The organism is Mesorhizobium sp. IMUNJ 23033 (genome assembly GCF_044778005.1).
GTDB lineage: Bacteria > Pseudomonadota > Alphaproteobacteria > Rhizobiales > Rhizobiaceae > Mesorhizobium > Mesorhizobium amorphae_A.
In genome coordinates this window covers 61,505-87,148 of record NZ_JBJACT010000004.1, presented here as the reverse complement: position 1 = coordinate 87,148, position 25,644 = coordinate 61,505, and the positions used below count along the sequence as shown (strand labels likewise).

Sequence of the window (25,644 nt, the reverse complement as noted above, 5' to 3'; positions counted from 1 at the left end):
TTGGACGTCAATAGCCGAGAGACCGGTCGATGAGCCCGATTGGATCGAGCCCGGCGCGGTGACGCTTGATGTTGTCGATGACGGCCCGCGCGGCGGTCGCGGGCTGGGTGACGCTGGCGATATGCGGCGTCAGGATGATCTTCGGATGCGACCAGAACGGATGTCCTGCGGGCAGCGGTTCGGGATCGGTCACGTCGATCATCGCCGCCGAGAGTTGACCGCGGTCGAGCGCGGCGACAAGCGCTTCGTGGTCGAGCTGCGGCCCGCGGCCCGTGTGGACGAGCGCCGCGCCTTTTGGCAGTTTCGCAAACAGGTCGGCATCCAGGAAACCGCGCGTCTCCTTGGTCAGGGGCAGCAGGCAGATCAATATGTCGCAGGTCGCGAGCATCTCCTCCAGCCCAAGCTCGCCATGATGACAGGTCACGCCCTCGATCTGCCGTGGCGAGCGGCTCCAGGCGGCGAGCGGGAAACCGAAGGGCTTCAGCCGGTCGAGGACGGCCTGGCCGAGTTGCCCGAGGCCAAGCACGCCGAGTCGGCGCGACCTGGCCTGGAGCTGCGCGATATCCCTCCATTCGCCGGCGCGCTGCTGAGCCAGATAGGCTGGCAGGTTGCGGTGGAGGGCGAGCACGGCAAGCGTTACATATTCCTGCATCATGCGCACGATGCCTTCCTCGATCATGCGCACGATCTTCACGTTAGGAGGCACCGCATCGAGGCGAAGCTGGTCGACGCCGGCGCCGATGGAAAACAGGATTTCCAGGTTGCTGTAGCGGGCGAGGTTATCCGGCACGGTCCAACTGATCAGATAGCGCACGGCGTCGGGATCGACCGTTGCGGCATCGATCGTGAAGGGGACGTCCGGTAGGTCCCTCGCGAAGGCATCGGCGAAGATCGCCCCGCGCCGCGCATCCGAATTGAACAGGAATGTCATTCCGATTCCCCTTCAAGCAGCGCAGCGGGCGCCCAGCGCCTCGATCAATCGCTGGCAGGCGGCGAGTTCGCTGGTGAGAATGTACTCATCCGGCTTGTGGGCGCGGCCGATGTCGCCGGGGCCGCAGATGATCGCATCGAACCCGGAGGCCTGGTAAAGTCCGGCCTCCGTGCCGTAACTGACGGCGGCAAGCGGCACCTCGCCTGTCAGCTCGCGCAGCAGTGCCGCCAGCGCCGCGTCCTCCGGCAGCGACAGCGCTGGATAGGCGCTCATCGGCGTCCACTCGATCCGAAAGCCTTCGGCCGCAAGCGCCTCTGCCCGCGCCTTTACCGGCGTGAGCAGGCTGGCCGGGTCGACGCCTGGAATGGCGCGCGCCTCCAGATCCAGCGTGCAGGCGCTGGGGATGATGTTGACCGACTGTCCGCCCGCCACCACGCCCGCTTGCAGCGAGGAGTAGGCCGGCTCGAAGGCAGGGTCGAACGGACCATTCGTCAGCCGCCCGGCTTCGCTCACGGCCGCGCTCAGCGCACCGGCCATGGCGTGGATGGCGTTGAGGCCGAGATCGGGCCGCGAAGAATGGCCGGAGCGCCCGTTGATCGTCACGCGGGCGGCTGCCTTGCCCTTGTGGCCGCGCACGGCGCGCATGCCGCTCGGCTCGCCGACGATCACGCCGAGCGGCTTGGCGCAAAGTTCGGGAAGGTGGGCGATCAGGTGCGGCACGCCGCGGCAGCCCACCTCCTCGTCATAGGAGAAGGCGAGGTGGATTGGCCTGGCAAGGCGCAGTCCCGCAAGCATAGGCACGGCCGCGAGTGCCGCGGCAAGAAACCCCTTCATGTCCGTGGTGCCGCGTCCGTAGAGCCGTTCACCCTCCCGGCGCAGCGCGAAAGGAGCCGAACTCCATTGCGGCTCGCCGGCGGGAACGACGTCCATGTGGCCGGACAGGATGTAGCCCGGGACATCGGCGGGGCCGATCGTCGCGAAAAGATTGAAACGGTCGCCTTCCGGCCCTGGTAGAACGGAGACCTTCGTCCTGTGTTCTGCGAGCTGGGTCTCGATCCAGCCGGCGATGTCACCGTTCGGCTTGCCGGCGACCGATGGAAAGGCGACGAGACGGTCGAGGATATCGAAGACGTCCATTCCAGCCCTCAAGGCGTTTCGGGTTCGCCGGGATCGATGCCGACGATTGTGTGCGGCAACATTTCCGCAGAGGATGTCTGCGTTCTCCCGCGATTGCGTGCCGAAAGCGGAAATGTTTCAGTTGAATCTTGCGTTAGCACGTGGCTTTCGAGCAAATCGTACGGGCGTGTTTGTTTAGCGTTGGTGGACAGAGGGCGGCTGCGGCGTGTCGCCCGTCAATTTGCGGGTATCTTTCAGAGGCATGGAATTGAAGCCGTCCGGAAACTTGAAAATCGACAACTTCTCGATGCGTATCGGCGACATCGAAGGCGTCGAGTTGGACCGGTTGCACGCACTATCTCTGTCCGTGGGATGGCCGCATCGGGCCGAGGACTGGCAATTCCTGCGCGAGTCGGGAGAGGGGTTCGTGGCGCTCGATGACATCGGCCGGGTTCTCGGTTCGGCCATGTGGTTCGCGCACGGCGCCGATTTCGCCACCGTGGGAATGGTCATCACCTCGCCGCGACTCCAGACGCTGGGGGCGGGGCAATGGCTGATGAAGCGGGTCTTCGACAATGTGGTCGGGCGCGACTTGCGCCTCAATGCGACCCGGGCGGCTAAGCGGCTCTATCTTTCGCTCGACTTCAAGCCGGAGAAGACCGTCTATCAGTGCCAGGGGATTGGCCGCGCCACCACGGCGGCTGGAATAGACAAGGCGCGTGGCGAGGTCCGTCAGCTGCGGGCCGAACACTTGCCGGCAATCATCGCACTCGACGCGGCTGGTTTCGGGGTGCATAGACCAGCGCTTGTCGAAAAGCTGTTCGACCAGTCCGTTGGCTACGGGCTCTTCGACGAGGACGCGCTCAAGGCCTTCGCCCTCTGCCGGCGCTTCGGCCGCGGCCACGTCATCGGTCCGGTCGTGGCGGAGCGAGATACCGATGCCATCGCGGTGGTCCGGCCGCACGTGGCCGACCATTCGGGGTCTTTCCTGCGGGTGGATACTCATATGAAAAGCGGCGAGTTCGCCGCATTTCTGCCGCACAGCGGAATGCCGGTCTTTGACACAGTGCTGACCATGTCGCTGGGCAAACGCCTCGCTGACTTTTCCGTCGGCGGCGCGGCTACACCGAGGGCCTATACCCTTGCCAGTCAAACTCTCGGGTAGTTCAGCCCAGGACGCGCTCCGATAGTTAGTCGACAAGAGAGCCGGCCCGACGTTCAACCCGATTGCCAGACGTCCGGCCGCAATGTTGCGTGCAAAGCCTTCAACTCCGCTTGCATCTCGGCAATCATCCAAGCGCAGATCTCGGAGACGACAGGCCGCAGCGGCCGCGAGCGTGGCGCAATCAGGTGATGAGTGCGGCCGGTGTTGATCTGCCGGTCCGAAGCCGGAACAAGTGCTCCCTGAAGCAAGGCCCTCGAAACATTGCTGAGCCAGCCGAGCGCGACGCCTTCCCCGTTCATCGCGGCCTGAAGCACAACCGCGTAGTCTGAGAATTCGAGCCACTTTGCCCTGCTGGTCTTGCGGTCGGCGACGTGGCCCCAAGTGTCCAGCCACTGCAATTTGGGATCGGTGAGATGGAGCAGGACATGACCTCCGCCGTCCGCGTCGTGCTTCAACGGACCACGAACCGACAGGTAGGAAGGACTGCATACCGCAACGATGATTTCCGGCGAGAACGCCCAACGATGATAGCTCGTGTCGTCATCGGCCAGGATTCTCGTGGCAAGGTCGACGTTTTCGGCCGGCCCGCGCAGAACGCCCGCGATCAATTCGAATCTCAGGTCCACATCTGGAAATCTTGTATTGAAGGCGCTCAGCCTCGGAACAAACCAATGCGTCACCAGCGAACTCGAAAGGGAGAGCGTCACGACCGGCTTTGCCGCATTCTTCTCCTTGATCCTGTGGATCACCTCCTGGATGCCGTCAAATCCCTCCCGCACAGCCGAATAGAGGGCACGTCCATCTGGGGTCGGGGTCAACCCCGTTGGACCCCGCGTGAAAAGAGCGACGCCAATATCGGCCTCGAGCTGGGCGATGCTTCGGCTGACGGACGGTTGTGTGACGTTGAATTCCCGGGCGGCGGCCGTGAAACTTCCCGATCTGACAGCCGACTCAAAGACAAGAAGTCCACGCGCTGAAGGAACGAGTTTTGCGAAGCCAGCCATGCGCCCAGCGTATAGCCACCCCAACAATTTTCAAGCTTTCTGCGATCTCGGAAATGGCGAAGTATAACCTTCATGAATGGGGCGGAGCAGGACGTGAAGGTAGCGGGATCTCAAGCAGGCAGCACATCCAGCGATCCTCTGCTTCAGCCGTTTCGGCTCAAGAATCTGACGCTGCGCAACCGTGTTGTCAGCACCAGTCATGCTTCGATGCTGGACGATGGCGGCCAGCCGCTCGAGCGCTACCAACGCTACCATGAGGAGAAAGCGCGCGGCGGCCTGGCGATGACTATGGTGGGCGGCTCGGCCATGACCTCGCCCGACTCGAGTTGGGGCGGCGGTCAGCTGGATCTTTCGAGCGACCGCATTGTCCCGCATCTCCAGTCGCTGTCGCAGCGCATCCATCGCCATGGTGCCGCCGTCATGTGCCAGGTGTCGCACCTTGGCCGGCGCGCTACTGCCTATGCCGGGAATTGGCTGCCGCCGGTGGCGCCGTCACGCGTTCGTGAGACGCGAAACCGGAATTTTCCGAAAGAGATGGACGCCGCGGACATCGACAGGATCGTCAAGGATTACGCCAGTGCCGCCAGGCGCTGCCAGGCCGGCGATCTGGATGGCATCGAGACAGTCACCGGCGGGCATCTGATTGGTCAATTTCTTTCGCGCAGAACCAACAGACGCACGGACGCCTTCGGCGGCTCGCTGGAAAATCGCGCGCGCTTCGGCCTGATGGTGCACGAGGCGATTCGTCGCGCGGTGGCCGACGACTTCGCTGTCGGCATCCGCCTCGTGATCGACGAGGCCGTCGAGGACGGGTCGGATTTCGAGGAATGTCTTGCCTTCGCCAGACTGTTCGAGCGGGAAGGTCATATCGACTTCTTCAACTGTATCTTTGGCCGCATGGACACCGACTTGTCGCTGGCTGAGCAGAACATGCCCGGCATGTTCAGCCAGAGCGCGCCGTTCTTGCCGCTGGTCGGACAGTTCAAACGGGAAACCAGGCTGCCCGTGATCCACGCTGCAGGCATTCGGGACATAGCCACGGCGCGGCATGCGATCCGCGAGAACCTTGTCGATCTGGTCGGCATGACCCGAGCACATATTGCCGACCCGCATATCGTCAACAAGGTGATGCGCGGAGAAGAAGAACGCATCCGCCCGTGCGTCGGCGCGTCCTACTGCCTCTATAAGAAGGTCCATTGTATCCACAACCCGGCCAGCGGACACGAAACGCTCGTCAGCCACATCATCGAGCGGGCCGAAACACCGAGACGGGTGGTCGTGGTCGGCGGTGGTCCGGGCGGGATGGAGGCGGCAAGGGTCGCCGCCGAGCGCGGGCACAGCGTGACCCTGCTGGAAGCCGGAGCGCGGCTTGGTGGACAAGTGCTCGTCGCGGCCTCCGCCTTCGACCGCAAGGATTTGATCGGCATAGTCGACTGGCGCATCGACGAACTCGCGCGCCTTGGCGTGGAAGTCCGTCTCAATACCTATGCGGATGCAGAGCTTGTCCTTGCCGCAAGACCCGACGCGGTGATCGTCGCCACCGGCGGCGTTCCCGATATGGAATGGCTGGAGGGCGCTGAACATTGCGACAGTGTTTGGGACGTCTTGACCGGGGTCGTGCCGGCGAAGGACGATGTGCTCATCTACGATGAGACTGGACGCCAGGCCGCGGTTTCCTGCGCCCTGCATCTTGCTCGCATGGGGCGCACGGTTACACTCGCCATCGCGGACGACACGCTGGCGATCGAGACCCCCTACCCGGATAGGGTAATTTTCCGCAAGCGCCTGTCGGAACTCGGCATCCGGGTTGTCAGTGATGTCCGGTTGGCCAAGGCAGCGCGCCATGGCAACGGGATCATCGGCAGGTTCCGGCATGAGCTCACAGGTGCAGAAACTGAAATGCGTGCTGCCCAACTCATAATCGAGCGTGGCACGGTCCCCATGGAGGACGTTTATCAGGAATTGCGTGCCCGCTCTTCCAACAACGGCGTCACCGACATTGCGCTGATGACGGCAGCGAGGGCGAAGGGGGACACCCCCTCCCCGATCGCGGGATCGTTCGAGTTACACCGCATTGGGGACGCGGTTGCCAGCCGGGATATCTACTCGTCGATCTATGAGTCCTACCGTCTCTGTTCGCAATTGTAGACGGGCGACAGCCCGACAGCCACGAAGGGGCGGTGGGCGCGACCTCGATCGTGGGTGACATTGGACCGCATACCTAACGTTTCAAAGGATCGCCAAACCGATATCCATTTTGCAGAAATGAAAAACTCCTTACGACCGTGGCTGTAGCGCGAAGCGGGCATCACACGCAAGTATCCAGGCATTGGAGGCTTGGACCATCCTGCCTGGCGGGACAGCGAGAAGCGCCAAAGCTGGCCAAGAAGCCAGCGCTATCCTTTCGATCGGCATGTGCTTCGCGCAGATGCTTTGCGCTTTCGACCAACCCAGGCGCGCGGGCGTTCCGCGCGCCAAAGGAGACGATCATGTTGTATGAACTTCGACACCGTTTTGCCCGCTGGCTTGCCTATCGCCAGACGATTGCGAGCTTGAGGCAGGTCCCGGACAGCACATTGGCGGATGCTGGCATTTCTCGCGAAGAGATCCGCGAGCGTGCCTGCCACGCCAGCCTGCTTCGTTGAAATGATGGAGGCGGGTCACGACCGTCGAAACCGCAATACCGAACCTACGCAAATTCCTCGACGGCGGTGTTGCTGCGGGGCGCGGCGACGCCAAAAGGATAGATAATGCGGCCGCTGTGGCGAGAAGCGACGGGCCTGTCAGCGAGCAGACTACGCTAGCTCCGCTCAGAAATTTCTACCCAACATTCCGCTGCTCCATTAGACTTTACTAATGTCCGCTCTCTCGTTCAGCCCCAAGGTCCCTGTGAAGACCAATGCCGGTCACCGACTTCTGATCAGCGACGTACAGGCTGCGTCCAAGGAACTCCTGACATGGACCGAGCGTGGCCCGCACTGGAACCGAGCGGCACGCGTTTGCACCGCCGCCCTGACTGGCAATGCGACTCCGCAGGAGGCCAGGAGGTGCTTCAGGATTGCCGCCATAGAGAATGGTCGCCTCCTTCCCCGCATTGAAGAAGAAAACTGAATACCTATGCCGCCTCGGCCACCTTCGTCGGTCGCCGCTTCTTTCTGGCACTATGGTTGATTGGGACGTTGGCAGTGCGGACGAACAACTGCAAGGCAAGGGGAGAGCGACATAGCCCTAAAACTGGGGGAAAACTGCGCCGCAGGCTTTTATTAAGGAGTTGCTAATATTACTATTGACGCTAAGCCGGCTTTGCCACCCTAGCCGGTTAGGCCCGGCGGTCACGCAGTTCTACCCCAACAGACTGTCGGGCCGCTGCGGGGACGGTTGTGCCAGCTGGGAACCGCCGACAAGCCTGGTTCGGCTTTCTCCCGCAGATGCGTGGCTTTGCGCGCCGGCCGAAGCATGCCCGAGATCACCTGGCTCTTTCGGGTGCGGATATGAAGAGCGTTCTGCACGACATTGCCAATCTGATGAGAACCCCAGCAGCCGAGTCTCGAGACCGCTTGCGGCCTGGCAGTTGGCATGTGTGGTGGTCACCTCATCGCTGATTGGCCCGCCATGCGGGAAAAAAGCTGGGGGAGACCACGACGTTTGTAAGGCTTGCCGTTGATCGGACTTCATGGCCTTCAACAAGCCATACGCAGAGCCTGAAGAGCGAGACACCCTCTGCGGCGTTAACCACCTTGCTATGTCAGGTCGAACCCACGGTTCGTCTTTGCCGTTGGGGAACCATGGAAGATCACAAAGCGAGCTTCCGACGTCCCCTCGAAACGTCGGGTACTTGGAGGGAGACCCCTTTACTGGAGGGACATGGCAGCGCGCCAAGGTAGCCTGCGACCTGCTGAAGCTCATCTTCGACAACCAGTTGGAGGCTGGATCGCGTGGCAGCAAGAGCAAGCCCTCGGACGATCCGGCAGATCGTGTCGACGATCTCATTTCATCCATCCGCAAGCGCCGCGGTGCTCTCAAGAAAACGCACGCATTGCCGCCGCACAGGCACGTTGACGATTTCAGCAGTAGGTAGTGGGGATTGCAGCATCCTAAACGGGATCCTGCTACATTCCCCCATGGCCGTCCGAATAGTGGTTGTCCTGGCGCTTCTTTTCGCCTTCGCCTACGGATTCGCAAAACTCGTGAGCGATCAGCCGTCACCCTGTGAACAATGGTCATTGTCCGATTGCGCGAGGCCAGATGCGCCGCCTGCAAGGTAGCGATACGCCCATCTGTTCCACGCCGAAACCGAAGCGCTGTTCGCTCGTAGAAGATGGCCTGCGCCCCGTTGGGCGGGGGGCTTTGGGGTAAAGGGCGCCGGCCAGGCGGGCAATCGGTCCGCCGCCTGAGCAAGCTAACAGAAGAGCCGCCGTCGCGTATAGACGTGATGCGGAGTTGACCGTCGAACGCTTGAGCCTGGGCGGGTAAGCCCGTCGGATTCAGTCCGGCATATCACCAAGTGCCGCTCAGCGGTGCGGCCATTCAAATCCAGTTGCCAAGCGCACCTTAGCCAGATCGACCGTCACAAGCGGCCCAAGGTTCAAGGTCACTTTGCCAGCGGCATCATCGATGCGCGTGACTTCCTATCAGCTCAATGTTCTGACCCTTCTTGGCAATGCGGTCTGCTACCGAGTGCGGGAAGTCATAAGAAGGGATCGCCACGCTGACGCGGTCGTCATCCATGCGCTGCAACACGGTGGCGATTATCGACATGTCGTCGCCAATGCCAATGCCTCGTTTCGATTTGCGTTTGGTTGTGATGCGTTTATTTCCAGCGGCGGCGTGTGTCCCGGCTGCTCGTGCCTGATCACCTGCCGCAGGTCGCGCCAGTCGACGGCCTGGCCACGAACCGGGCAGCAGTGGAAATGGTCGCGCTCTCATGCTTCACGGGCTCACCATGACGCGTGCCGCCGATCGGCGGCCCAAGGTCCGAGAGTTGGTCATGTGTTCCCGGCAAAGCCTGCGCGGCCTTGGTTAGGGTCGCCCTATTGTTGCCGTGCTGGCGGATCAGCTCGCGCACCTGTTCTGGTGTGATGTTGTTTTGCAGCGCGAAAAATTTCACCTCATATTCGTCATCCGCAGAGAGCTGCTTGCGGTCCCGGAAGTCGCGTTTGCTTTTGTCGTCTGCCATATCGGCTGCTCCTTAAAATTTGCAGAAAATTGCTATGTTCGCTCTGGCTAATATAAGCCAGCGGCCTACACTCGGTTCCATGCGCAGGCGGGCAGGCGCCGGCACCATCCGGCTGGAGTTCATTGAGCCGTTGATGCCGACCCTGGTGGAAAACCACCACAGGGCGGCGACTGGATTCATGAGGTGAAGTTCGACGGCTACCGCTGACGGAGGCTGAAACCAATAGTCCAGGCGTTCGAGCGTTCCGGAGGATAGACTACGGAGAAAGTCCTGATTGCACTGCGCGGAAATGTAGGCCTCAATGGGCCGTCAAGGAAGCAGGGACGCCATCATAGTGTCGGTTCGGACAGACCCGCTACCTGCAACTGTTGAGACGGTGATCGATCCGTCCCGCAAGCGGCGGCTGATCGACCTTCCCGAGCTTTGGCGATATCGGGAAGTTGTGTTCTTCCTGGCCTGGCGCGATTTCAAGGTCAAATACCGCCAGACTTATCTGGGCGTACTTTGGGCAATGTTGCAGCCGCTCGTTGCCATGTCGGTCTTCAGCGTCTTCTTTGGTCGACTCGTAGGCATCTCATCAAACGGCGCGCCATACCCGCTGTTTGTCCTGTGTGGGCTCGTGCCATGGAATTTTTTTTCGCGAGCGGTTGGCAGCATGACGGGCAGTCTTGTCAGCAACCAGGAACTAGTGAAGCGCGTCTATTTTCCGCGTCTGATCATTCCCATGTCCGCTATAGCCGCGTGCCTGACCGATATGATCGTCGGCTTCGCTCTTTTGTTCGCCGCGCTGCTGGCATTCGGAAGCTGGCCGGCACCGCAGGTGCTCTTCCTGCCACTGTTCGTGCTCGTCATGGCAGCGTCGGCGACTGGGCTGGGAGTGGCGCTATCTGCGATCAATGTCCGCTTTCGCGATGTGGGATATCTTGTGCCGTTCAGCCTCCAGATAGTTCTGTTCATGACCCCGGTTGTCTATCCGGGCAATCTCGTGCCCCCCTTCTGGCGGCCGCTCTACAGCCTGAACCCTATGGTCGGGGTAGTCGAAGCCGTGCGCTGGAGCGTACTGGGCACGCCCGCCGATTGGGTCATGATCTCGATATCGACCCTCTCCTCACTGGCCCTTCTCGTTGCCGGACTGGCTATTTTCTCAAAGTCCGAACGCGCGTTTCCGGACCTGATCTGAGCAATGACCGACATAGTGATTCAAGCCACCAATCTCTCCAAAGCCTATAGATTGGGGGTGGCGAACAACAGCTTCCCTACCTTGCGGGACGCGCTGGCCAGCGGCGCAAGGCGAATAATTCACGGGGAGCCAGATTTGGGTCGGCGCAACAGTGGAGACGATCAATTCTGGGCCCTGAGGGACGTCTCCTTCGAGGTGCGCGCAGGCGAAGTCCTTGCCGTGATCGGACCCAACGGCGCGGGAAAGAGCACCATTCTCAAGATATTGGCGCAGATTGTGGAACCGACTTCCGGTCGCGCGAGGATACGCGGACGGCTGGGAGCTTTGCTGGAGGTCGGCACGGGGTTCCATGCGGAGCTCACCGGCCGCGAGAACATCTATCTCAACGGAGCGATACTCGGCATGCGGCGCGCCGAGATCAGATCCAAGCTCGATGAGATCGTCGATTTCTCCGGCGTCGAGCCGTTTCTCGACACGCCCGTCAAGCGTTACTCAAGCGGTATGTACTTGCGGCTCGCCTTTGCCGTGGCGGCGCATGTCGAGCCCGACATCCTTGTCGTAGACGAGGTGTTGGCGGTCGGCGATGCGGCATTCCAGAAGAAGTGCATCGGCAAGGTGGGGCAGATCGCGCAGACTGGCCGCACGGTCATTTTCGTCAGCCACCAGTTGTCCGTGGTCCAGAAACTCTGCAACCGGGCGATCCTTATCGGCGACGGCACGATCAAGGCAGACGGCCCCACTGCAAAAGTGATCGAAACTTACCTTCGGACGATCACGGACCAGGCCGCGGAGGATCTCGCCACTCGCGCGGTCCGCTCCGGTCGCGGGCGGGTTCGCTTGATGGCGATCGAGATCGAAGGCGATACGAGCGTCCCGACCTCCGGCCAGCGCACTCGTTTTCGTTTTCGTGCCGCTGGCGACCAGTCGCTGGTCGATTGTTCTTTCACAATCTACGATGAGTTCGGTGATGCCGTGACCTCATTCGACTCTGCCGAGCATTCTGACAGCGAGCTCGTCGGCGACAGTTTTGTTTGCGAGTTCCAGCCCTTGCTGCTGCGTCCCGGCCGCTATCGCATCAATGCCGCGCTGACATCGCGGGAGGGTGCGCTCGAGGATCACGTCGAGGGTGCGGCGACCTTCGATGTGCAGCCGGGCGTCCTCGGCGGACGGCTGGTCAATGCAGAGCCAGGGTACGGCAGCATGACGATGCCTCACCGCTGGACCAGGGGAACGTAGGCTAGGATATCGATGAAGATACTGGTGGCCGGCTGGTTCAGTTTCGCGCGCGGGCACGCCACGGCCGGCGACCTGTTGTCACGCGACGTTCTTTGCCGATGGCTCGACGAAAGATCCATTGCCTACGATCTGGCGACTGATCCGCCCTTTGCCGGCGGCTTAAACTGGCGACTGCTCGATCCTGGCGACTATTCCCACGTGATCTTCGTTTGCGGTCCGTTTGGCCGCGGCGAATTTGAAGCGGAATTCCTCGGGCATTTCGCGCGATGCCGGCTCATCGGGCTGAACTTGTCGATGGACCTCCCGTTGGACGAATGGAACCCGTTCGATCTGCTGATCGAGCGTGACAGTTCAGTCGTATCCAATCCGGATATGGTCTTCGCGGCGCGGCAGGATCTTCCTCCGGTCGTCGGCGTCTGCCTCGTCGAGGAGCATCCGGGCGCGGAAGTCGCGCGCACCAACGCGGCGATCGCGAAACTGATCGAAGCCCGCGAGCTCGCCATCGTTGGCATCGACACGCGGCTCGACGTCAATGAGGGGGGTCTGCGCACCCCCGGAGAAGTCGAAGCGCTGATCGCGCGAGTCGACGTCCTCATTACGACGCGCCTGCACGGCCTCGTCCTTGCCCTGAAGAACGGCGTGCCGGCGCTTGCAATCGATACGGTGCCGGGCAGCGGCAAGATCGCCAAGCAATGCACCCGGGTTGGCTGGCCGAACGTGCTCACGCTGGACCAGATCGACGAGCGGCAACTAGCGCAGGCGCTGGATTTCGCCTTGAGTCCCGAGGCAAGGCGGTTGGCAGGAGAGTGCGCGTCGGACGCCGAGAAACTCCTGCTTCAAACCCGCGAGCGGCTGTTGGACAGCTTGACCGGTGACGAGGTCGAGGCCTCGTTCCGCGCCCGTCAATTGCCCGAGCGAATGGAAGCGTTCAGGGCCGGCCTTCAGCCCGTCGGCGATTTGACAGCCGAACGGAACGATGTGGAGACGCCGCCTGCGGCCAAGTCGTGGAGACGCAAGGTTGTCCGGGGAGCTTTCACCATGCTTCGTCGAGGATGAACGAGCCGGGGCGTATCGCTGACGCGCTCACCAATTGGTGGTCACGATCCGCTGACGCTCCCGGTCATCAACCTGTAAAGGCGAGCAAGTCTTCGCGCAAAGCGATGACGAAGCCGCGCGAGCTGCATTGCGGCTTTCAATGACAGCCGATCGGCCTTGTTTCGAACGGTCGGCTCGCTGGTGTAAGGCGATCGCGCGAGGCGAATTGCGCGATCGAGCTTCGGATCCTTTATCCCGCTTTTGACAACGTACTCGGTGAGCCAGTCGAGAAAGGGTGCGCGGGCCGGATGCGAGCCCATGCGATCATAAAGGCCACGCTTGGCCGCATCCGCCGACACCGAGCCGGAGTGCTGCCGATAACGCGAAAGACAGATTGGTGTGACATAGGCCGGGTAGCGCAAAAACAGCTTAACCCACAGCGCCTGGTCCTCGTAGAGCCGGAAGCGTTCCTCGAAGCCGACGACAAGTTCGATGGCACTCCGGCGCACCAGCACGGAACAGGTGCACGGAACGTGACCATCCTGCATCAGCAGAAGCCGACTTAGAAGCCGCGGAGGTTGATGCAAACGGCCGGCAAGCCCGTCCGTCGGCTCGATCCAGTCGGGGCTCTCACCGTCTGGATACCACCATCTCGTCGGCCCGAAGATCATTGCGGCTTCCGGGTTGGCATCGGCTGCCGCCAGAACCGTCTCGAGCATATGCGGTTCGTACAGATCGTCTGCATCCAGGAAGGCAAGCAAATCGCCGCTGCTGGCCTCTATTCCGGCGTTTCTCGCTGCCGCGGCGCCACGCTTGGATCCGGGAGGCCTGCGCAGCACCTTAATTCGGGGATCGGTTGCCGCAACATCATTGGCGATCTTGACACTGTCATCCGTCGAGCCATCGTCGACCAGCAAGAGCTCCCAATCCGTAACCGTCTGGGCTCGGACGCTGGCGATCGCTTCGCCCAGAGTTGCCTCCGCATTGAGGAAGGGGGTTATGATCGTCACCCGCGGCAGGGAAGTCATCGTTGAAGCCGTCTCTTGATACTTCGCTTGTTCGCTTTCCAGGTTTCGCGCGCGAGCACTTTCCAGATTGCGGAACGAATGCGGAAAGAGGCGCCCTGATCCGCCATCACGCCATTCAGCCACTTGAGAAACGCAATACGCGCGGCCTCGTCAGCGCCTGCCCTGGCGGAGGCGACAGAGCAGCTTTCAGCATGCTGGCGGTATTTTGCCCAAATGCGGCCGGATACATAGACGGGCGCGAATGCGAGCGCCTTGGCAAAGAATGTCTGATCCTCGAACATCAGGCGAAAGCTGTTCTCGAATCCCCCAAGCGTTGCGAACAAGCTTGAACGCATCAGGGCATTGCAAGTTGTCGGCGTCTGGACCTCGTTCTGCAGCAGCAGCTCCAGCAGCACAGGTGGTTCATAACGGGCGTCTGGTTCGACGCCGAGCGGGTAGTGGAAGTCTGCATGATCGGCAGCCTCGTCCCAGCTATGCCAGATCAGAGTGCGGCCATAGATCATGCCTAGCGCCGGATCGCTTTCCATGATGGAGACTTGTTCGGAAAGCTTTTCGGGCAGCCATGTATCGTCTGCGTCGAGAAACGCGACATAGGCGCCGCGCGCCTCCGCCAGCCCACGGTTGCGCGAGGCACTGATACCATGATTGCGGTTGTCGTGATGAGACAATAGCCGAACCTTGCCCGGCAGGCGCTGCTCATAGCCGCGTATGATGGCGGACGACTGGTCAGTCGAGCCATCGTCGACAACGAGGAGTTCCCAGTCGACGAAGCTTTGACCTACAATGCTATCAACTGCTTCCCGGAGATACCTCTCACCGTTGAACACGACTATAATTGCCGTGACACGCGGCTGTCCGCCTGAATTGTCAGCCATGGCATAGCACCATGCGCCGAAAGTCAGCCTCATCCCAATTGGCGACCGTAACGCGCGGCAATCGGAATGGGTCGACGCGAGGCCCAGCTTCACGCGGCAGGGTGGTTACTGCATAGTCCATGCCGGCAGACCTTACGGCGTTGGCGGTGCTGTCATCGAAATCTCCAAACGGGTATGCGAATCCCACCACCCGCCGTCCTGTAATCTCCTCGCATTTTTGGCGGCTGCCCGAAATCTCGCGCTTAAGATCGTCCCGTTTCAGTAGCGGCAAGGATGGGTGCGTACAGGTGTGGGCGCCGATCGCAACGCCATCGAAGTCGGCGAGCTGCCGCAGCTCCGAATGCGTCATGGCGCGATCGCGCCCTCGGGGACTGGCGTCGGTTCCTGCCCATCTTGCCAGCCGCTCCAGCGCCTTCTCGCGTTCGTGTGCTCTCAACGGCTTCAGCAGTGCGTGCAAGTGGAAATGGAGCTTCGTGCGGTTGATCGCGTTATTGGAGTCCGCCTGCATTGCGTCCTTCCTCACGCGCCAGTCATAGTTTCGGCCAGCGATCTCGATCTCCAGAGCATTCGGGAGAGCTGGCATTTCCAAAATGATGCGGGATAGAATATCCCACCAGAACACTGACGGATCGGTGATCGCATGGGTGGTGACGAAGACAGTCGCAGGACAGTTCATACGCCGCAGGATCGGCACGCCGTTTTGGAGGACATCCGCGTAGCCGTCGTCAAAGGTGATTGCCACCGCATTTCTCGGTGGCCGTCCCTCGCGAAGCCGTTGCGCCAGCCACTGCAGGGGAACAATGCCACGCGCTTTCGTCAAGACTTCGATCTGGCGTGCAAAATTTTGCGGCGAAACCGCGAGTTTCCACGGATCGACGGGCGGTGCTCCGACGCGGTGATACATCAGCACGATAGGTCGATTGAAACCGGCAAGCAGGCGCCCCCGTCGCAGGAGTTTGCTGACAGTTTGACGCGCAGTCACGGCGCCGCTCATCGCCTGAAAGCCCGCGCCGCGACTATTACCGGACAGTAGGGGTCGTTCACATCAAGTAATGCCGAATTCAGCTCATGTTCTGCCAGGCCGTAGAGGAAGCCCGTAGCAGAATACGCGCTTCCATAGTGACTGACTTCGACGTTCTTCGCCCCGAACCTGTCCGACAGAAGTCGCCTCAGGGCAGCCGGAGTAAGCGACCAGTACCAGCTCCCACCCCATTCTCCCCTGTCAATCGGGCTCACCCAAGGCACTGTAATCAGAAGCACGCCTCCCGGCTTCAGGATCCGCCACAGGGTGGCGACCGCAGCGGGTAGATCGAAAACGAGGTGCAGGGTCTGGGTGAGCACGATACAATCGAAGGTCTCGGAGGGCAGATCCTCGCTGTTCGCCAGGTCACCCACGTAGGTTGTCAACGGGTGGCCGTCATAACGGTTCAGAACATCGCTTGTGGTGACCCGACTGCCTCCGAAACGCATCGTATAGGCGTTGTCGCCAATCTCCAGGACCCTTCCGGATATGTTCAACGAACAGGACGCGAGGAAAGTCTCGACATAGCGGCGGTCCACTGGCTTGCCGCGATCAAACCCGAACTCCGTGCTGAAGGGTACGGTACGCTCGAGGTCACCGAACCGGGTGCTCGAGCGGTGCCGACTTGAACGGCGCCTGATGCGATGCCGGAGCATCAAGGCGGTCTGCAACGGCGCTGCAAGCGCAACGGCGATCGTGCTGCTGAATTGACCGGCGAGTGAAGAACGGGATCGAAGCGCTGTACCAAGCTGTGCCAGTTGCAGGTCCGTATAATGGCACTTCCATTTTTCGACACCCTGACGGTATGCGGCCGCCCAATCAGGATTGGTCTGCGCGACGTTCCGCTGCCGGCGAAGGACCTTCAGCGCCGCGCGCAACATCATCGGATTGCTCTTCGACATATTGCTTGCGTGCCGACGGTAATCTGCGAGGCATTCCGGAGTGCAGGCTACCTTGTTCGCCCGTGATAGGCGAAGGTAGACGTCGTAGTCCTCGCAAGCCCGCAGTGACCGGTCAAATCCGCCGGCGGCTTCCAATGTCCTGCGGCGATAAAGCACTGTCGCATGCATTCCAATCAGGTTGCCTGTCAGGAACCCCGCATACGGGTCCTCGCCCGCCGACCTCAGTGGCACAGTATTCCTGACTGCACCGCCCTCGTCGATGTCGCGGTAGGCACCGTAGACGAACGCGCAATCGGGATTGTCGTAAAACAAGGCAAGATTGGTTGCGAGCGCGACCGGGCGCAGCCTGTCGTCGGCATCCAGGAAGGCAATGAATTCGCCGCGCGCTGCCGTCATCCCTGTGTTACGGGCAGAGGCCAAACCCTGGTTTTTTTGGCGGATGTAGTGGACGTCGTCATATCGACGAACAACACTTTCGGGATTGTCCGACGACCCATCGTCCACAATGATGATCTCATCCGGCTTTACGGTCTGGTTGCGGACGCTGTCGATGGCTTCGGCAAGGAACCGCGCATGATTGTAGGTCGTGATGACAACTGAAACGCTGGATGCAGCGGGGCGGGTGGTCATCTCTCACCCGCTCCGTTTCCGCAGGTCGGGTAGCCCGCAAAGGTCAACCAGCCGATCGACCGCCGACATGCTTCCTCGAAGCTGACAGCCGGCTGGTATCCGAGTTCGTGCTCGGCCTTACGCCATGGAAGTTTCGTCTGGCACTGGTGCAACAGTGCACGCTCCTCCGATACCATGACCGTTGGGGCCATAGTCGCACCGGTCGCATTGCGTCCTGCCTTGCGCCACTCGGCATAGCCTGCCTTCAGTCCGCTGCGAACAGGCCTTGGCAGGCTTCGGGCAAGCCGCCGATATCCTTCGCTTTCCTTCAGCCTTTGTTTCCAGCTCGGAGCAAATGACAAGGGCGCTGAAATCGAAATCGTGGCCAGGTCGAACCCCAGTGCCTCGGCGATCGGTCGGCAAAGATCTGCCCAACTGATCTCTTCCAGGTCTCCGATCAGATAGGTTCGCCCAGACGCCTCGGGCACTTCTATGGCAAGCTTGATCGCGTGAATGACATTGTCGACATAGGCGCTGTTGCAGATACCACGACCGCCATCCACCAAGTAGGCTGAACCGTCAATGAGCTCGTCGGCAAAACCACCCGTCCAACGGGAGCGTGGGCCAAAGACAATTCCAGGCCGCAGCACCACTACCTGCACCGCGCCCTCGCGTGACAGGTGCCCGAGTCGGCGTTCGGCATGAACCTTCGCATTGTTGTACTCGATCGTTTGATCGTCATGCAGCGCGCTCGTTTCGTCCGTCCCGGGCGGGGGCGATTGGCCATGAACGGAAGCGCTGCTGAGATAGATCAGACGAAGCACGCCGGCAGCGGCGGCTGCACGATAGACGGGCTCGATAGCATCGACGATCGTGCGGGCATCACCGGCAACTGCATGTACGACGTACTGACAGCCTGCAAAGGCCGCGGTAAGAGCCTGAAGATCACGCGCATCCGCCACCATTGCGTCAATCGCAAAGCGAGACAGACTGGCCAAAGCATCCGGCCTGCGAACGATCGGCCTGACATTCGCCCAGCCGGAAAGTTGCAGAAACTCCACTGTGCGGCAACCTATGAAGCCGTTGGCGCCAAGCACTGCAACTGTGCCGGTCATTGTCTGATCCCAGCGCAAGCGGTGATATGGAGCAATTCTTCCGAACCGAGCCAGGGCATGTCCATCAGTTTCCGTCTGGCATAGCATCCTTCGACCAGATCGAGCACATTGCGCCCAGCGCTGGCCGGCACGGAAAGGGGGGCCCCATTCCGGACCGCATCCACCAAGCCCGAAATCTGATCGCAAAATGCATCGACAAAATCGCGCGACCGGCCGTCGGCATTGGTGAAGGAAGCGAAGCCTGTCGTGCGACTTCCATTCAAGGCGACCTCCACAGTCTCGGTCTCATTGACTGTCCAGGAAATCGAGCCGCGTTCGCCCTCAAGGCGGTACAGATTCGGGCGAGCCCAATCCCGGCTCAACCTGACCGTCGCGTCGAAGCCGCTAAAACGCAGCCGGACAAGGCAGTTCGCCTCGACGCCGCCCATTGCGTCATCGGCGTAGTGAATCTCGTCGGGTTCTCCAAACCACCAGGTCAAGAGGTCAAGGCAATGCGTGCCGATATCCTGAAGCACGCCACCACCGGACTCCGAGAAGCTAAAATAGCTCATCGAAGCCACCGGCCACTGGAAGAAGCCGCCCTCAAAACAACTGACGCTTCGCAGCCGTCCGATCAATCCGCCCTCCAGCATGGCCTTTATCGAACGCGTCGCGGGGAACTGCCTTCTGACGAGCCCTGTTGCCACAAGAAGATTGTTGGCTGCCGCTGCCGCCAGGGTACGATCCGCCTCGGAGCAGTTCGTGGCCATCGGCTTTTCGCACAGAACATGCATGCCGGCTTCCAACGCCTGTATGGACTGATCAGCGTGATATCGAGGTGGCGAAGCAATGATCGCGATATCGGCGTCCATAGCCAAAAGGCCCTCGAAACTGGCCGCAACCTTGGCTGAGGGCAGTCGCCCCTGAACGAGCGCGGCCTGCTTCGCTACTGGATCGAATATCCCCGCGACTGCAACTTGGCCTCTGCTTTGAAGGCGTGAAAGCGCTTCCGCATAGTAGAGCTTTGTGACGGCGCCACATCCGGCCAAAACGAGCCGGACCGGTTCAGCTTGCTGGAGTCCTGCAGGCCGCTGCTCGGTTTCAGCCAGGATGGACAATCCTGCCTCCTTGTCTTGCAACGAGCCGCAGCATACGCCCAATTGTCTTGAGTGAGGGATCGAAGCGGAACGCTTCGCTCATCTGCGCCAGGCATCCAGCCCAATCACCGGCGCCGAGCTGTCGCCGCGCAGTTTCGAGAGCGCTTAGCGCATAGGTTCGCCGGGCCGACGCGGCGACATCGTCCGCAAGCTCGGTTGGAAGATAGCTCTTGAAAATATCGATCGCCATTCGCGTGTAGGCCATGTCCTCGGCACTTCGGATATGGCGCCCTGTGTTCGACTGGGGGTGCATCCGATAAAGTGCAAGGGCCTGCGGTTCGTACCAGACAGGAAACTGAGAAGCGATACGGACCCACATCTCCCAGTCTTCACTGCATTTCAGCCGCCGGTCGAACGCGCCGAGTTCTTCGTAGACCGCGCGCCGCACCACGATTGATGGCGTCATGATGTGCTGTTCCAGCGCCAGTCGAACCGCCGCATTCTCGAGCCGTCCGGGGCTTGACTGCATTGCAGGCGGGATCGACAGCTCCTGTCCGTGGGCATCCATGAAGATCGCCCGACAGAATGCCGCGCCCGTATTCAGGTCCGCATCGAAGCCTCGTCCGAGCAATTCGTAGAAGCCGGGGCGGACAGCGTCGTCGCCGTGCAGGAGATGTACGAGTTCGCCCTGGGCACGATCCAGGCAGGTATGGAAGTTGCCGATATGCCCTAGATTCTGCGGCTGGTGGAAAAAGCCAACGCGGTTCCTACCGATTTCATTCAAGACTCTTTGCGGATCATCGGAGGAACAGTCGTCAACCACCTCGATTTGCATCTGAGCCGGGCCGGGGTCCTGCGCCAGCACGCTTTCCAGCGTTGCGGCAAGAAAGCGGGCGCAGTTATAGGCGGGGATCATCACCGACCATTTCGGGCGAGCAGCCTCCCGTGGCAACGGCGAGATCGGATCGCGATACTCGAAGTCGCGGACCGCCGTCATCTCTGGAGCACCGAGGACTTCAGCAGGTGCAGCCCCAACCTGGCAATGTCGCGTTTGGGCACATCACGTGCGATGCCACCGCCGCGAAGGCTCCGCAGGAAGCACGATCTGGCCGATGGCAAATCGCCTTCTACCAGATACCGCATTGACCATTCATAGAAGTAGCGGGAGCAGCCGCCACGCGCAGAATTTGCCCCCTGAGTGTCCATGACCTGCGCCATGCGCCGGTAGAATCCTTCGATTGCATCCAGCTTGCGCCGGTTTGGCAGTGCCGATACGAGTCCGCCCGGATGCAGACGGTAGACACCTGCTACCTCGTCGACGAAAGCGAGATCTGCTGTCTTTGCGCAAAGCACATACAGCGGCCAGTCAGTAATCGGAAAGAAATCAGCATACCACGACGGCACGTTTCGAACGCACGCGGTTCGCATCATGCCGGCGCAAGTTGCGAAAGGATTGCCTTCCCAGATATCCCTTTGGGTCACGATGGGTTTCTGGTCCGCCCGCGTCCACCGCGTCGATGTGACCTCATCGCCATCCGCCACGACTGCATTATAGAATACTGCGGAGAGTTCCGGGTGCGCGTCGAGATGGGCCGCCTGATCTTTCAGCTTGGTCCTGGATGTCCACAGGTCGTCTCCATCGAGGACCGAGACGTAGCGCCCACGCGCCACCCGGAGTCCCCTCGCGACGACTTCGTTCGATCTCACATTACTGCCGGAATAGATCGCCGACAGCCTTTCAGGATGGTTGGAAACATATCGCTCGACAATCTCCCGGGTACCGTCGGTCGAAAAGTCTTCACTGATCAATATCTCGACACCGAAATCGGCCTCTTGCATGAGAGCGCTGTCGATTGCGGCCGCCACGTAGCGTGCGTGATTGTAAGTGACAATAAGGACGGTCACGCGAACCGTTGATTCATTCACCTTCCGCTCCGCAGTACGTGCCGATCGCCTATTTCAGATCATGCCGATCATTGCCGGCTCTAGATCGCATGGGTTGCCCTCATTTCCGCAATTCCACCATTGCCCTCAAACCAGCGCAAGGTGCGCACGAGACCCTCTTCATAGGGCACTTTGCATGACCACCCCGGCAGGATTCTTCGGCACAAGGTCAGGTCAGGACGCCGGTTGGTCGGATCCTGTGGCGCCGGCTCATCATGAACAATTGTCGTTCCGGGAATGAGGCCCGCAACATATTGCGCGATCTCAAGCACCGAAATTTCCCGGTCGTTTCCTACGTTGACTGCTCCCACATGATTGAAGTTCTCCAGCCAGAACAGCCGTTCGAGCCCATCGACAATATCGTCGACATAACCCCAGCTGCGGGTTTGGAGACCATCACCATGAACGACGATCGGCTTGCCGGACAACGCATTGGCGATAAAGTTGGAAACAGCACGCCCATCATCGGCTCGGGTGCGCGGACCGTAGACGTTAAAGATCCTGGCAACCCGCACATCGACGCCACGGACACGGTTGCTCTCGAAGAGGAGCGCCTCGGTGCAGCGCTTGCCTTCGTCGTAGGAAGAGCGCGGGCCCGTACAGTCCACTGACCCCCGATATGTCTCGGGCAGGGGGTTGACCAACGGATTTCCATAAACCTCCGAGGACGACGCAAAGCAGATTCGCCCACCCTTTTTGAGCAGCTTCAAGAGCCGCATGGCGCCAATCAGATTTGCTGAGACGGTACGCTCGGGCTCGCGCATATAGACTGGCGGCGATGCGGGCGACGCAAGATGAAAAATCTCGTCGAATTGGAAATCGGATTTGAAATGCTCCACCTCGGAGCGGACCAGCACTAGGCGTTGATCTCGGATATGATCAATGTTTTCGGCCCTGCCGGTCCATAGGCTGTCGACCACAACCAGCATGTCCAAATCGTTTCTTTTAAGAAGCCGGTCGACCAGGTGCGACCCGATGAATCCTGCTCCTCCAGCCAGCAACAGCTTCTTCATCTCATGTCTCGAGGGGACGTAGTAGGCTGTCGGAATTCGTGTGCTCGTTGGGCATTGCAAGCGTCCCTTGTTCAGGAGGCCGCGTCAAATAGGCTCCGCTTGGTCCAAGTTTCTCGTCCATTACAGCAAGATTGCTGAGCCCCACGCGGTGGTTGGCATGCTCGTCGGAATCCGCAAACTCATGAATAGAGTAGTTCCAAAAATTTCGTGCGATCTCCGAGCTGCGGTCCTGGCTTTCCGGTTGCGGAAGCGCTCGCTTCACCCTGCGCAGGAAAATGGCCGCGAATGCTGCAACGAGTTTCGCGAACTGCACAGGTGACCGCCAGAGCATCTTGGTGCAGTGCCTGGCGACCGCAGCAAATCGGCGCGTCATTAACCCAAGCTTGGCAATCTCGACATCGGTACGGAACATCGCATCCAGCAAGTCCGGCTTCACCGCCTCTGTACAGCGGGCAAGTACGCTTTCGAGCACCAACCGACGCGAGATGAGCATTCGCACGAAATCTGCCGACATATTCCCTGGCGTTCGGCGATATCCGACAAGATGCTCCTCAACGGCGCCGAAGCGGTATTTCGAGGCAACGCTTTGTTGGATGAAGAAGTCCTCGCAACCCTCTGCACCGCTCTCGCGCAGTCGCGAGGAGTAGCCACCCATTTCGAAGAGAACATCGCGCCGAAACATCGCCGAACTGCCGTTGCCGATGAAATTTTGTCCGAGATGCTGCATGAACACCCATCCATTCGGGTGCGTCCGCTTCGGCGTCATGATCACCATATCGTCGGCATCAATCGTCCGGTAAAGTGTATAGACAAGCCCTAGGTCATTGCCAGCCGCAGCGAAAACACGCAGTTGCTTTTCGAGCTTGGTCGGGTGCCAGAGGTCATCGGCGTCTATGGGCGCTATAAAGGTGCCCTTGCTAGCCCGCATCCCCGCATTCCGCGCCGACGCGACGCCACCATTCTTCTGTTGGAGCAACTTGATGCGCCTGTCGCCATCAGCCAGTCGTCGAACGATCGATGCTGTTCCATCGGTCGAACCATCGTCAACGACTATTACTTCGATATTCCTATGCGTTTGGGCAAGCACGGACGCCAAGGTACGCTCGATGAATGCTTCCGCGTTGTAGGCAGGGATGATAACCGCCACGAGCGCGTGGGCAGAGTGTTGTGAATTGCTCGGCAACTCCGCCATCCCTAGTCACGCCAGAACGAAGAGCACTGCGATCGTTCCCAGATTGGCCAGAAATGATTTGACGGACAGAGTGTCATCTAAACCCTTCTCCGCTGGTGTGCAGGCTTCCGCAAAAACCGCTGAATGTCTTTGTTTTTCAGCGTTCTTCGTCTGCTGCTATCCGCCGCAACGCTAGGCACAGAGTTGCTGGGATGGGTCGTTTACTGCACATATTAGCTGAAACTACTATTCGTGCCAAGGAGTTGAAACCGGGCGATATAGCGACGGCGGTGCGTTCTATCTCCGCGTAAGAAAGGCGGAACCAAGTCCTGGGCCGTCGTCCACTTCAAGGGCTCTGGCGCCGGCCGCGTCTGGAAGGAAGCCGGACTCGTCTCCTTAGGCCCGGTGCCAAGACACGAGGGCAGCCGCTTGCAGACTTCGTCCGAACGCCGTAGCGCGCCTCGCGAACCCGTGGTCGCCCGCTGCGCGTCAATTCGAGACCGGCGAGGGGTTCGGTATAGAACCCTGGCGCTGCTTGCTGACGATCTAACGCGGCGTACCAGGCATGCGGCAATCACGTCTTTGCCCAGACCCTGAGCGGCCACCTGAATTCTTTTGGCCCGGATCACATCTCGATAGAACACCGCTGATCTCCGCCTCTAATACAATATTTAGCTAGCTAGTTCGCGACCGCCGCTCCTGGCGGGGCCTGCAGCGTAATTGTGATGGTGTCACCCGGAGCGAGCAGGGTATCTTCAGTCGCCCCGGTCGTCTCTGCCTGTCCTTCATTGGAACGGGTTACACCTATCGTAACCCGCCGGCTCCCTTCGGCCACAAGGTCGCTGCGCAGCTGCCTCACGTAGGCGATTTGTTTGGCCAACGAAGCCATCTCAGCGCGCATTTGCGTCATCGCCGCGCTTTCGGTCTGCAAGTTAGCCAGCAGGTCAATTCGACTTTGGTCGGCAAGCTTCTCAAGGCTTCGCTGCAAATCGCCTTGGTCGCGTTCAAGTCGAGAGATCTCAGCGTTGGTTTGCAAAGCGCGGGTCGCGGACAAGAGCACTGCGCGTTGAGCATCGTTGACCCTGGTGATCTGGATCAGACCTTTTTCGAAGAGCTTCTTGAGGCGAACAAGTTCCGCCGCATCCGCTGCCGCACCCGCCTGATCTGTCTTCTGCTGCTCCTTCAGGTAGCCCATCCGTTCCGCCGCCTTGGTCGTGGCCAACTTGATTGAAGCGCGCTCCTTCTCCTGATCCCCATAGAGAGCTTCAAGATGCTTCTGCTCCTGCTGCAAAGCTTCGTCGCGACGAGGTTTTAGGCTCGGGTCACGTTCTGCGTCCGGAACCTCAATCGCCCTGGCGCCGCTCAGCTGTGCTTTTATGCGAGCAGCTTTGATTTCGCTTTCCTGATACTTGATGCGCAGAACGTCGAGGCGGCCGCCAAGGTCCGCCACTGTCAGTTCAGGGTTTTCAAGCTCACCACGACCGAGCTTATAGCCGCCGCCAGCCGCCACAGCTTGTCGAACAGTCATTCCTGGTCTGAAGGCCTGAGTCCCAGGAGAAGCAATGTCGCCGTCAATATAGACGGGTCGGTATTCCTCAATATCAACTATAATCTGATCTGGGTAGAAATTAGTCCAATTCTCAGTGCCGTCGGCGGATCGCTGCGGAAGGGACTTCGGTTTTAGAACCTCGATTACCTCCTTGCGTACGTCCTCTATTGTCTTCTGGAGAACGTTTAGGGGACCCAAGACCGGTAACACAATTATACCGCTCTGATCGATAACAGCTCGCTTTTGCATCTCGGGATAGCCTATGACAGCGAAGCCGATCACGTCGCCAGTCTGCAGACGGTACTTGTCGACATTGTGCTCCTCAGCTAGGGCAGGGCCATTCGACAGATTCGCGCATGCGAACCACAGAAATATGCACGCGGGCGCGGCGCAGCTGCCTGCCTGCCACCGCCCCGATCTATTCGACATTTGCGCTCACTCAATTCAGCCCCTTGTCGCAACCCATTCAATGGATTGAGCAGTCACGCATCGAGGAGG

The 25,644-nt window shown here is 60.3% G+C and carries 23 protein-coding genes; 7 read left to right on the top strand and 16 right to left on the bottom strand.

Features of this window, described 5'->3' with window-relative positions:
- Nucleotides 1–7: 7 nt before the first annotated feature.
- Nucleotides 8–931, bottom strand: coding sequence for a 2-hydroxyacid dehydrogenase (locus tag ACFX5Q_RS05675; protein WP_404276055.1), 924 nt, complete (start codon nt 929–931; stop codon nt 8–10).
- A gap of 12 nt (nt 932–943) precedes the next feature.
- Nucleotides 944–2,068 (bottom strand): acetylornithine deacetylase, encoded by a 1,125-nt coding sequence (argE, locus tag ACFX5Q_RS05670; RefSeq protein WP_404276054.1) that lies wholly within the window; start codon nt 2,066–2,068, stop codon nt 944–946.
- Between the two features lie 241 nt (nt 2,069–2,309).
- Between argE and ACFX5Q_RS05665 the strand changes: the two genes are divergently transcribed.
- The gene (locus ACFX5Q_RS05665) at nt 2,310–3,212 is read left to right on the top strand and encodes a GNAT family N-acetyltransferase (RefSeq protein WP_404276053.1); all 903 of its coding nucleotides are present in this window, start codon (nt 2,310–2,312) and stop codon (nt 3,210–3,212) included.
- Nucleotides 3,213–3,265: 53 nt separating this feature from the next.
- Here ACFX5Q_RS05665 and ACFX5Q_RS05660 read toward each other — a convergent pair whose 3' ends face one another.
- A complete protein-coding gene (locus ACFX5Q_RS05660; RefSeq protein ID WP_404276051.1) occupies nt 3,266–4,216 on the bottom strand; it encodes a LysR substrate-binding domain-containing protein in 951 nt (316 codons plus the stop codon).
- Nucleotides 4,217–4,288: 72 nt separating this feature from the next.
- On the opposite strand from ACFX5Q_RS05660, the gene ACFX5Q_RS05655 reads away from it, so the two are divergent.
- The 3 genes from ACFX5Q_RS05655 to ACFX5Q_RS05645 all read left to right on the top strand — a co-directional run bounded on the left by ACFX5Q_RS05655 (nt 4,289) and on the right by ACFX5Q_RS05645 (nt 7,327).
- Nucleotides 4,289–6,364, top strand: a complete 2,076-nt coding sequence (locus ACFX5Q_RS05655; RefSeq protein ID WP_404276050.1) for an FAD-dependent oxidoreductase — start codon at nt 4,289–4,291, stop codon at nt 6,362–6,364.
- 341 nt (nt 6,365–6,705) lie between these two features.
- Entirely contained in the window at nt 6,706–6,861 is a 156-nt protein-coding gene (locus ACFX5Q_RS05650) for a DUF1127 domain-containing protein (RefSeq protein WP_404276049.1), read from the top strand.
- A gap of 211 nt (nt 6,862–7,072) precedes the next feature.
- Entirely contained in the window at nt 7,073–7,327 is a 255-nt protein-coding gene (locus ACFX5Q_RS05645; RefSeq protein ID WP_404276048.1) for a DUF982 domain-containing protein, read from the top strand.
- A 1,497-nt stretch (nt 7,328–8,824) separates the two neighbouring features.
- Here the strand turns inward: ACFX5Q_RS05645 and ACFX5Q_RS05640 are convergent.
- Nucleotides 8,825–8,974: a hypothetical protein gene (locus tag ACFX5Q_RS05640; RefSeq protein WP_404276047.1), complete on the bottom strand. Its 150-nt coding sequence runs from the start codon at nt 8,972–8,974 to the stop codon at nt 8,825–8,827.
- A gap of 94 nt (nt 8,975–9,068) precedes the next feature.
- On the bottom strand, nt 9,069–9,392 hold the full coding sequence (locus tag ACFX5Q_RS05635) for a DUF3606 domain-containing protein (protein ID WP_404276045.1): 324 nt from the start codon (nt 9,390–9,392) through the stop codon (nt 9,069–9,071).
- Between the two features lie 334 nt (nt 9,393–9,726).
- On the opposite strand from ACFX5Q_RS05635, the gene ACFX5Q_RS05630 reads away from it, so the two are divergent.
- Genes ACFX5Q_RS05630 through ACFX5Q_RS05620 form a run of 3 tightly spaced genes read left to right on the top strand, consistent with a single transcriptional unit; the run spans nt 9,727 to nt 12,864 of the window.
- Nucleotides 9,727–10,572 (top strand): ABC transporter permease, encoded by an 846-nt coding sequence (locus ACFX5Q_RS05630; protein WP_404276043.1) that lies wholly within the window; start codon nt 9,727–9,729, stop codon nt 10,570–10,572.
- 3 nt (nt 10,573–10,575) lie between these two features.
- A complete protein-coding gene (locus ACFX5Q_RS05625; RefSeq protein ID WP_404276041.1) occupies nt 10,576–11,808 on the top strand; it encodes an ABC transporter ATP-binding protein in 1,233 nt (410 codons plus the stop codon).
- Nucleotides 11,809–11,820: 12 nt separating this feature from the next.
- Nucleotides 11,821–12,864 (top strand): polysaccharide pyruvyl transferase family protein, encoded by a 1,044-nt coding sequence (locus ACFX5Q_RS05620; RefSeq protein WP_404276040.1) that lies wholly within the window; start codon nt 11,821–11,823, stop codon nt 12,862–12,864.
- A gap of 41 nt (nt 12,865–12,905) precedes the next feature.
- Here ACFX5Q_RS05620 and ACFX5Q_RS05615 read toward each other — a convergent pair whose 3' ends face one another.
- The 11 genes from ACFX5Q_RS05615 to ACFX5Q_RS05565 all read right to left on the bottom strand — a co-directional run bounded on the left by ACFX5Q_RS05615 (nt 12,906) and on the right by ACFX5Q_RS05565 (nt 25,575).
- Nucleotides 12,906–13,871, bottom strand: coding sequence for a glycosyltransferase family 2 protein (locus ACFX5Q_RS05615; protein ID WP_404276039.1), 966 nt, complete (start codon nt 13,869–13,871; stop codon nt 12,906–12,908).
- The gene (locus ACFX5Q_RS05610) at nt 13,868–14,746 is read right to left on the bottom strand and encodes a glycosyltransferase family 2 protein (RefSeq protein ID WP_404276037.1); all 879 of its coding nucleotides are present in this window, start codon (nt 14,744–14,746) and stop codon (nt 13,868–13,870) included. The genes ACFX5Q_RS05615 and ACFX5Q_RS05610 overlap by 4 nt, the downstream gene beginning before the upstream one ends.
- The gene (locus ACFX5Q_RS05605) at nt 14,739–15,740 is read right to left on the bottom strand and encodes a polysaccharide deacetylase family protein (RefSeq protein WP_404276035.1); all 1,002 of its coding nucleotides are present in this window, start codon (nt 15,738–15,740) and stop codon (nt 14,739–14,741) included. The genes ACFX5Q_RS05610 and ACFX5Q_RS05605 overlap by 8 nt, the downstream gene beginning before the upstream one ends.
- Nucleotides 15,737–17,299, bottom strand: coding sequence for a glycosyltransferase (locus tag ACFX5Q_RS05600; protein ID WP_404276034.1), 1,563 nt, complete (start codon nt 17,297–17,299; stop codon nt 15,737–15,739). Before ACFX5Q_RS05600 ends, ACFX5Q_RS05605 begins: the two co-directional genes overlap by 4 nt.
- Complete coding sequence (locus ACFX5Q_RS05595; protein WP_404276032.1) at nt 17,296–18,393, bottom strand: NAD-dependent epimerase/dehydratase family protein; 1,098 nt, start codon at nt 18,391–18,393, stop codon at nt 17,296–17,298. The genes ACFX5Q_RS05600 and ACFX5Q_RS05595 overlap by 4 nt, the downstream gene beginning before the upstream one ends.
- A complete protein-coding gene (locus ACFX5Q_RS05590) occupies nt 18,390–19,490 on the bottom strand; it encodes a Gfo/Idh/MocA family protein (protein WP_404276030.1) in 1,101 nt (366 codons plus the stop codon). The genes ACFX5Q_RS05595 and ACFX5Q_RS05590 overlap by 4 nt, the downstream gene beginning before the upstream one ends.
- On the bottom strand, nt 19,474–20,466 hold the full coding sequence (locus ACFX5Q_RS05585; RefSeq protein ID WP_404276029.1) for a glycosyltransferase family 2 protein: 993 nt from the start codon (nt 20,464–20,466) through the stop codon (nt 19,474–19,476). The genes ACFX5Q_RS05590 and ACFX5Q_RS05585 overlap by 17 nt, the downstream gene beginning before the upstream one ends.
- On the bottom strand, nt 20,463–21,395 hold the full coding sequence (locus tag ACFX5Q_RS05580; protein ID WP_404276028.1) for a glycosyltransferase: 933 nt from the start codon (nt 21,393–21,395) through the stop codon (nt 20,463–20,465). Before ACFX5Q_RS05580 ends, ACFX5Q_RS05585 begins: the two co-directional genes overlap by 4 nt.
- Before the next feature lie 59 nt (nt 21,396–21,454).
- Nucleotides 21,455–22,426 carry an NAD-dependent epimerase/dehydratase family protein gene (locus ACFX5Q_RS05575; RefSeq protein ID WP_404276027.1) on the bottom strand — a complete coding sequence of 324 codons (972 nt, stop codon included), beginning with the start codon at nt 22,424–22,426 and terminating at the stop codon, nt 21,455–21,457.
- Nucleotide 22,427: 1 nt separating this feature from the next.
- The gene (locus ACFX5Q_RS05570; RefSeq protein WP_404276025.1) at nt 22,428–23,618 is read right to left on the bottom strand and encodes a glycosyltransferase family 2 protein; all 1,191 of its coding nucleotides are present in this window, start codon (nt 23,616–23,618) and stop codon (nt 22,428–22,430) included.
- Nucleotides 23,619–24,276: 658 nt separating this feature from the next.
- Nucleotides 24,277–25,575 (bottom strand): polysaccharide biosynthesis/export family protein, encoded by a 1,299-nt coding sequence (locus ACFX5Q_RS05565; RefSeq protein WP_404276024.1) that lies wholly within the window; start codon nt 25,573–25,575, stop codon nt 24,277–24,279.
- Nucleotides 25,576–25,644 lie beyond the last annotated feature (69 nt).

Coding starts and splice junctions, on each gene's coding strand:
- ACFX5Q_RS05675 (WP_404276055.1), bottom strand. CDS start 931: ATGACATTCCTGTTCAATTCGGATGCGCGGCGCGGGGCGATCTTCGCC.
- argE (WP_404276054.1), bottom strand. CDS start 2,068: ATGGACGTCTTCGATATCCTCGACCGTCTCGTCGCCTTTCCATCGGTC.
- ACFX5Q_RS05665 (WP_404276053.1), top strand. CDS start 2,310: ATGGAATTGAAGCCGTCCGGAAACTTGAAAATCGACAACTTCTCGATG.
- ACFX5Q_RS05660 (WP_404276051.1), bottom strand. CDS start 4,216: ATGGCTGGCTTCGCAAAACTCGTTCCTTCAGCGCGTGGACTTCTTGTC.
- ACFX5Q_RS05655 (WP_404276050.1), top strand. CDS start 4,289: ATGAATGGGGCGGAGCAGGACGTGAAGGTAGCGGGATCTCAAGCAGGC.
- ACFX5Q_RS05650 (WP_404276049.1), top strand. CDS start 6,706: ATGTTGTATGAACTTCGACACCGTTTTGCCCGCTGGCTTGCCTATCGC.
- ACFX5Q_RS05645 (WP_404276048.1), top strand. CDS start 7,073: ATGTCCGCTCTCTCGTTCAGCCCCAAGGTCCCTGTGAAGACCAATGCC.
- ACFX5Q_RS05640 (WP_404276047.1), bottom strand. CDS start 8,974: ATGTCGATAATCGCCACCGTGTTGCAGCGCATGGATGACGACCGCGTC.
- ACFX5Q_RS05635 (WP_404276045.1), bottom strand. CDS start 9,392: ATGGCAGACGACAAAAGCAAACGCGACTTCCGGGACCGCAAGCAGCTC.
- ACFX5Q_RS05625 (WP_404276041.1), top strand. CDS start 10,576: ATGACCGACATAGTGATTCAAGCCACCAATCTCTCCAAAGCCTATAGA.
- ACFX5Q_RS05620 (WP_404276040.1), top strand. CDS start 11,821: ATGAAGATACTGGTGGCCGGCTGGTTCAGTTTCGCGCGCGGGCACGCC.
- ACFX5Q_RS05615 (WP_404276039.1), bottom strand. CDS start 13,871: ATGACTTCCCTGCCGCGGGTGACGATCATAACCCCCTTCCTCAATGCG.
- ACFX5Q_RS05610 (WP_404276037.1), bottom strand. CDS start 14,746: ATGGCTGACAATTCAGGCGGACAGCCGCGTGTCACGGCAATTATAGTC.
- ACFX5Q_RS05605 (WP_404276035.1), bottom strand. CDS start 15,740: ATGAGCGGCGCCGTGACTGCGCGTCAAACTGTCAGCAAACTCCTGCGA.
- ACFX5Q_RS05600 (WP_404276034.1), bottom strand. CDS start 17,299: ATGACCACCCGCCCCGCTGCATCCAGCGTTTCAGTTGTCATCACGACC.
- ACFX5Q_RS05595 (WP_404276032.1), bottom strand. CDS start 18,393: ATGACCGGCACAGTTGCAGTGCTTGGCGCCAACGGCTTCATAGGTTGC.
- ACFX5Q_RS05585 (WP_404276029.1), bottom strand. CDS start 20,466: ATGACGGCGGTCCGCGACTTCGAGTATCGCGATCCGATCTCGCCGTTG.
- ACFX5Q_RS05575 (WP_404276027.1), bottom strand. CDS start 22,426: ATGAAGAAGCTGTTGCTGGCTGGAGGAGCAGGATTCATCGGGTCGCAC.
- ACFX5Q_RS05570 (WP_404276025.1), bottom strand. CDS start 23,618: ATGGCGGAGTTGCCGAGCAATTCACAACACTCTGCCCACGCGCTCGTG.
- ACFX5Q_RS05565 (WP_404276024.1), bottom strand. CDS start 25,575: ATGTCGAATAGATCGGGGCGGTGGCAGGCAGGCAGCTGCGCCGCGCCC.